Origin of the sequence: Nocardioides sp. (assembly GCF_034670285.1) — a bacterium.
In the GTDB taxonomy this organism is placed as follows: domain Bacteria; phylum Actinomycetota; class Actinomycetes; order Propionibacteriales; family Nocardioidaceae; genus Nocardioides.
This window is the reverse complement of sequence record NZ_JAXMNS010000208.1, coordinates 1-6,497: the sequence shown is the minus strand read 5'-3', so window position 1 is coordinate 6,497 and position 6,497 is coordinate 1. Positions and strand designations below refer to the sequence as shown.

The window sequence follows — 6,497 nt, the reverse complement described above, 5'->3', positions numbered from 1 at the left end:
ACCGCGGCCACGACCTCGCTCGAGGTTCCCGACGACCCCTGCTACGCGCTGATGTCGGCCAGCGGCCTGCTCGCCCGCACCACCGGCACCGAGGTCGGCTACGGCGGCGACCGGGCCAACCACGACGTCGTGACGTCGGTCGTGGCCACGAGTGCCCGCGGCGAGATCGGGGTGCTCACCACGGCGGGCCGGCTGCTGCGGGTCGGGATGCTCGACCTGCCGGCGCTGCCGCCCTCGGCCAACGACCCCAACCTCTCCGGAGGACTGCCGCTCAGCGAGATTCTGCCGCTGTCCAACGGCGAGCGGGCGCTGTCGCTGTGCACGCTCACCGGCGAGGGGCCGGGGCTGGCCCTCGGCACCCGCGACGGCGCCGTCAAGCGGGTCAACCCCGAGGTCCTCAACCGTGACGAGTGGGATGTCATCGGGCTCAAGGACGGCGACGAGGTGGTGGGCGCCGTCGAGCTCGCGACCGGCGAGGAGGAGCTCTGCTTCGTCTCCTCCGACGCCCAGCTCCTGCACTTCTCCGCCGCGCTCGTGCGGCCCCAGGGTCGCTCCGGCGGTGGCATGGCCGGCATCAAGCTCGGGCCCGGCCAGCAGGTCGCGTGGTTCGGCGTCGTCGACCCCGAGGCGCCCGAGGGCTCAGTGCTGGTCACGGCCTCCGGCTCCTCGACCGCGCTGCCCGGCACCGAGCCGGGACTGGTGAAGGTCACTCCCTTCACCGAGTACCCCTCGAAGGGTCGTGCGACGGGCGGCGTGCGGTGCCACCGGTTCCTCAAGGGCGAGGACGCGCTCGTCTTCGCGTGGGCCGGCGCGGCTCCCGCCCGGGCGGCCGCCTCCAGCGGCGTCCCGGTGGCGCTCCCCGCTGCCGAGGGACGTCGTGACGGCTCCGGCGTGCCGGGCAGCCAGCCCATCACCGCGTGCGCCGGTCCTGTCGCGAGCCGGGTGCCCGCGACCGCGGAGGCTGCTCCGGTCCCGGCCCCCGACGATGTGACAGGCTGAACGCATGACCTTGATCCGTCGTCTCGTCACGGGGGCCTCGACGACCCTGCTCTCCGTTTCCCTGGTGGCCTGCAGCAGCAGCGATACGGGCGACGCGGCTCAGAACGGCGCCACCGCGGAGGAGGTCATGTCGGCCGCCAAGAGCGCGCTCGACGCGACGTCCGGGGTCGAGCTGTCACTCACGACCGAGGACCAGCGCGACGAGGGCGACTTCCTGCGCAGCGCCGAGGGCGTCATCACCGACGCTCCCGCCTTCCAGGGCACGGCCGGCGGCCGGTTCCTCGGGTTCAACGCCGAGGACGTCGAGGTCCGCTCGGTCGACGGGGAGTTCTACGTCAACGCCCCCGTCATCGGCTGGGACACCTACGACCCGGCCGAGCTGTGCGCCCCGGACCCCGCGACGCTGCTCGACCCCGACACCGGCGTGTCCAACGTCCTGGTCGCGGCCACCGACCTCGAGGCCGGCGAGCAACGGCGTGCCGAGGACGACAACTCCGTGGTCGTGACGCCCTACACCGCCACGGTGCCCGGCACCGCGGTGAAGGCGATCCTGCCGTGCGCCCCCGACGACTCCTTCGAGGCGGTCTTCACCGTCGACGACGAAGGCCGGCTGCGCGCCGCTGACCTGACCGGGGTGTTCTTCTCCGGCGGCGACGACATCACCTACACGATCACCGTCTCGGCCTACGGCATCGCCCAGGAGATCACCGCTCCCGAGTGAGCCCGCTGATCATCTCGAACATCTGAGCACGCTGGATCCCGAGGCCCGGAGGATGACCCGATGAGCGCGCACCCCCAGGCGCCCCGCATCGATCGGCGCTCGCGCACGCTCCTGGTGTTCTGCGCGGTCGCAGTGGCCTTCGCGGCGATCGACACCTACGTCGTCGTCCTCGCGCTCCCCGAGATGATGGCGACGGTGCAGATCAGCGCCCAGGACCTCCAGCGCGCGGCCCCCATCATCTCCGGCTTCCTGCTCGGCTACGTCGCGGTGCTGCCCCTCATCGGCCGGGTCGCCGACCTGCGCGGCCCGGTGCCGGTCCTGGTGGCCTCGCTGGTCAGCTTCACCGTCGGCTCGGTGGTCACCGCGGTCGCCTACGACCTCACCCTCGTCGTCGTCGGCCGCTTCCTCCAAGGACTCGGCGGCGGCGGGCTCGTCCCGGCCACGATGGCCCTGGTGGCCGCGCTCTACCCGGTCGAGCGTCGCGGAATGCCGCTCGGCGTCGTCTCGGCGGTCCAGGAGTTCGGCGCCGTTCTCGGGCCGCTCTTCGGCGCCCTGGTGCTGTCGGTGTCGTCGTGGCGGGCGATCTTCGCGATCAACGCCGGCGTGGCGCTGCTGCTGGTCGTCGTGGTGCGGGTCCTGCGCCGCGACGACGAGGTCACCCCGGTCGATCGACGCCCGCGCGACGGCCTGCCCGACGTCGTCGGCGCCGCGGCTCTCCTGGTGGCCACCGCCGCCGCCCTCCTGGTGATCCAACCCCCCGACCGCCTCTACCTCGACCTCACCTACGGCGGGCTCTTCACCCCGGTCGTCGGGTCGGGCCGCTGGCTCGCTCCGCTGGGGCTCGTCGCGAGTGCGTCGTTCGCGCTCTTCCTGGTGCGCTGCGTGACCGCACGTCGCCCGCTGGTCGATGCCCGCGCGTGGGGGCGGAGCCTCGTGGCGGCCGACCTCGCCGGTGCCGCCTACCTCGCGCTCGCGCTCGGTGGAGTCGTGCTCGCCTTCGCCACCGCCGACCCCGAGGTGTCCGTCTTCTCACCCCAGGGCCCCTGGCTGCTGCTCGGATCAGCGATCGCGGTGGTGGCGCTCGTGGTCCATCTTCGGCGCAGCACCAGGCCGCTGGTCCCCCGCGGGACCCTCACCGCGCGGCCGGCCTGGGGGGCGCTCGTGGTCAGCCTCCTCGTCGGCTGGGCCCTCATCGCGGCCCTCGTCGACATCCCCCTCTTCGCCCGCACCACGACGTACGACACCCAGCTCGGAGCCGCCCTGGTGCTGCTGAGGTTCCTCGTCGCCCTCCCGGTGGGAGCGGTCCTGGGCGGCTACCTGGTGCGCCGCCTGGACGCCGGTGTCATCACGGCAGTCGGCATGACTCTCTCGGCCGGCTCCTTCTGGTGGATGTCGACGTGGGGCAAGACGAGCCTGGACTCTGCGATGAGCAACGTGCCGCTCGTGCTCGCCGGGCTGGGGTTCGGGCTCGCGCTGGCACCGGTCAACGCCGCCATCCTGGCCACCACCCGCGTCGACACCCACGGCATCGCCAGCGCGCTGGTGGTCGTAGCCCGGATGATCGGCATGCTCGTCGGCATCTCGGTGCTGACCACGTGGGGGCTCTCCCGGCTCTACGACGCCGCCGAAGCCAGCCCCGACCTGACCGTCAACGAGCTCGGCATCCTCCAGGAGCAGGCGGTCTTCCAGGGCGCCGCGCTCTTCGCCCTGCTCGCAGCCGTCGCGGCCGTCGTGCTGTTCCGTGGTGCACCGACCCGTGGTCTGGACGCCGGGACGGCACTCCGGACCGCCGGCTGAGTGGATAGGATTCCTCCGTGCCTGAATTCGACGATCTCCTCGCAGCCAACGCCACCTACGCCGAGTCGTTCTCCGACGGTGGCTTCGACGGAATCGCCCGCGCGGGCGTCGGCATCGTGACCTGCATGGACTCGCGCATCGAGCCTCTGGCGATGCTGGGCCTCGGTCTCGGTGACGCCAAGATCCTGCGCAGCCCCGGAGGCCGGGTCGACCACAGCACTCTCGAGTCACTGGTGCTCGGCGTTCACCTGCTGGGCGTCGATCGCATCCTGGTCATCGCCCACACCCGCTGCGCCGTTGCCAGCAACTCCACCGAGACCATCATCGGCAAGGTCTCGGAGTCGGCCGGTCAGGATGCGTCGTGGCTCTCGTTCCAGGCAGTCACCGACCAGCTCGACTCCCTCGCCGACGACGTCCAGAAGCTGCGCACCCATCCGCTGGTGCCCGACCACGTGAAGGTCGGCGGCTTCATCTACGACGTCGACACCGGTCGGCTCTCCGAGAAGTACTGACGGGCGAGCGGCGCTCCGGCCGCTCCGTCAGGGCCGTCAGGGCCGTCAGGGCTGACCCGGGTCAGAAGTCGAGGTCCTCGTCGGAGAGCTGGCCGGCGTTGACGACGATGAACTCCTTGCGTGGAGCCACCTCGGCGCCCATCAGCAGCTCGAAGACCGACGTGGCGGTGTCGGCGTCGTCGATCGTGAGCTTGCGCAGGGTGCGGTGGCGCGGGTCCATCGTGGTCTCGGCCAGCTGACTGGCGTCCATCTCACCCAGACCCTTGTAGCGCTGCACCGGGTCCTTCCACGTCATGTTCTTCTTCTTCAGCTCGGCCAGCTTGCGGCGCAGCTCGTCGTCGGAGTACGTGTAGACATACTTCTCCTGCCCCTTGCGAGGCTTGGAGATCTCGATGCGGTGCAGCGGCGGGACGGCGGTGTAGACGCGGCCCTCGGCGATCAGCTCGGGCATGTACTTGTAGAACAGGGTGGCCAGCAGGCAGCGGATGTGGGCACCGTCGGAGTCGGCGTCGGCCATGAAGATGATACGCCCGTAGCGACGCGCCTCGAGGTCGAAGGTGCGCCCGGAGCCGGCGCCGACGACCTGGATGATCGAGGCGCACTCGGCGTTCTTGAGCATGTCGCCGACCGAGGCCTTCTGGACGTTCAGGATCTTGCCCCGGATCGGGAGCAACGCCTGGAACTGCGAGTTGCGGGCGAGCTTGGCGGTGCCGAGCGCCGAGTCTCCCTCGACGATGAACAGCTCGGTGCGGTCGTTGTCGTTGGAGCGGCAGTCGGCCAGCTTGGCCGGCAGCGTCGAGGACTCCAGAGCGTTCTTGCGGCGCTGGGTCTCCTTGTGCTGACGCGCGGCGATGCGGGTCTTGGAGGCGCCGAGGACCTTGTCCATCAGCAGCCTGGCCTGGGCCTTCTCGGCGCGCTTGGTGGAGGTCAGGAACGTCTTGAGCTCGGACGAGACGACCTTCTTCACGACTCCCAGCACGGCGGGCGTGCCGAGGATCTCCTTCGTCTGCCCCTCGAACTGCGGCTCGGCCAGCCGCACGGTGACCACGGCGGTCATCCCCTCGAGGATGTCTTCCTTGATGACGTCGGCGTCGTTGACCTTGAGGACCTTGGCAGCACGCATGGAGTCGTTGAACGTCTTGGTCAGCGCCCCCTCGAAGCCGGAGACGTGCTTGCCCCCCTTGGGGGTCGCGATCACGTTGACGAAGGAGCGCATCTCGGTGTCGTAGCCGGTGCCCCACCGCACAGCGATGTCGACGCCGAGGTCGCGGTCGACGTCCTGCGGGGTCATGTGTCCCTTGGCGTCGAGCATGGGCACGGTCTCGGTGAAGCCGCCGGAGCCCTGGATCCGCAGCACCTCGGTGACGGGCTCGTCGGAGGAGAGGTACTCGGCGAACTCGGCGATGCCGCCGTCGTGGCGGAACTTCTCCTCGACCGGGGTCTCGCCGCGCAGGTCGCGGATGACGAGCTCGAGGCCGGGGACGATGAAGGACGTCTGCCGCGCACGCCCGAGCAGGCCCTCGAACTCGAAGTGGGCGTCCTTGGTGAAGATCTGGCGGTCCGGCCAGAACCGGATCCGGGTGCCGGACCTGGCCTTGGCGACGCGTCCGCCCTTGCGGGTCAGGCCACTCTGGGGTGTGAAGGAGGCCTCGGGGCCCTCGGCATCGAACACGCCGGCGGCGCCGCGGTGAAAGCTCAGGCCCTGAGTCGCGGGCGAGCGGTCGACGTCGATGTCCATGCGCGTGGCCAGCGCGTTGACCACGGACAGCCCGACACCGTGCAGACCACCGGTCGCGACGTAGGAGCCGCCGCCGAACTTGCCACCGGCGTGCAGCTTGGTCGCCACGACCTCGACCCCAGGGAGCCCGGTCTTGGGCTCCTTGTCGGTGGGGATGCCGCGGCCGTCGTCGTAGACCTCGGCCGAGCCGTCGGCGTGGAGGGTGACCTCCACGCGCTGCGCTGCGCCGGCCAGGGCCTCGTCGACCCCGTTGTCGATGATCTCCCACAGGCAGTGCATGAGACCACGGGTGTCGGTCGAGCCGATGTACATTCCCGGTCGCTTGCGAACGGCCTCCAGCCCCTCGAGGACGAGGAGGTGCGCGGCGTTGTAGGTGTTGTCAGCGATCGTGGGGCTCCTGCGACTTCGGTGAGGTTCGGTTCGGTGGTGCGGGTGAGGCACATGGAACGGATGGAACGGCTGTTACGAGGGGTGCGGCCAGTCATGGGCCAGGACCAATCCGCGAGGCCCCTCGACGTCGAATCTACTCACGACACGCCGGGCACCAGTGCAGGCTCGCCTGCGAGCGGAGCGTCACGATGAGGACACGATCACGAAAACGTCACCCGTTTGTGCATCCATGATGACCGATCGGGCGTCACACTCGAACACAGGCACGTGGCACGATGGGCACAACCAGTTCCCCCGCTGTACCGGACGACGGTGACCACCACCTCACAGATGTGGTGTG

Annotated in this window: 5 protein-coding genes; 4 read left to right on the top strand and 1 reads right to left on the bottom strand. The window is 70.3% G+C overall.

Features of this window, described 5'->3' with window-relative positions; translation table 11 throughout:
- The 4 genes from VOI19_RS11565 to VOI19_RS11550 form a co-directional block, all read left to right on the top strand.
- Nucleotides 1–999: DNA gyrase C-terminal beta-propeller domain-containing protein (locus VOI19_RS11565; protein ID WP_323793113.1), on the top strand; the 999-nt coding region annotated here is incomplete at its 5' end.
- 4 nt (nucleotides 1,000–1,003) lie between these two features.
- On the top strand, nucleotides 1,004–1,720 hold the full coding sequence (locus VOI19_RS11560; RefSeq protein WP_323793112.1) for an LppX_LprAFG lipoprotein: 717 nt from the start codon (nucleotides 1,004–1,006) through the stop codon (nucleotides 1,718–1,720).
- A 60-nt stretch (nucleotides 1,721–1,780) separates the two neighbouring features.
- The gene (locus VOI19_RS11555; RefSeq protein ID WP_323793111.1) at nucleotides 1,781–3,517 is read left to right on the top strand and encodes an MFS transporter; all 1,737 of its coding nucleotides are present in this window, start codon (nucleotides 1,781–1,783) and stop codon (nucleotides 3,515–3,517) included.
- A 17-nt stretch (nucleotides 3,518–3,534) separates the two neighbouring features.
- Complete coding sequence (locus tag VOI19_RS11550) at nucleotides 3,535–4,029, top strand: carbonic anhydrase (RefSeq protein ID WP_323793110.1); 495 nt, start codon at nucleotides 3,535–3,537, stop codon at nucleotides 4,027–4,029.
- A 61-nt stretch (nucleotides 4,030–4,090) separates the two neighbouring features.
- Here VOI19_RS11550 and VOI19_RS11545 read toward each other — a convergent pair whose 3' ends face one another.
- Nucleotides 4,091–6,079, bottom strand: a complete 1,989-nt coding sequence (locus tag VOI19_RS11545) for a DNA topoisomerase IV subunit B (protein WP_323793109.1) — start codon at nucleotides 6,077–6,079, stop codon at nucleotides 4,091–4,093.
- Nucleotides 6,080–6,497: the final 418 nt, after the last annotated feature.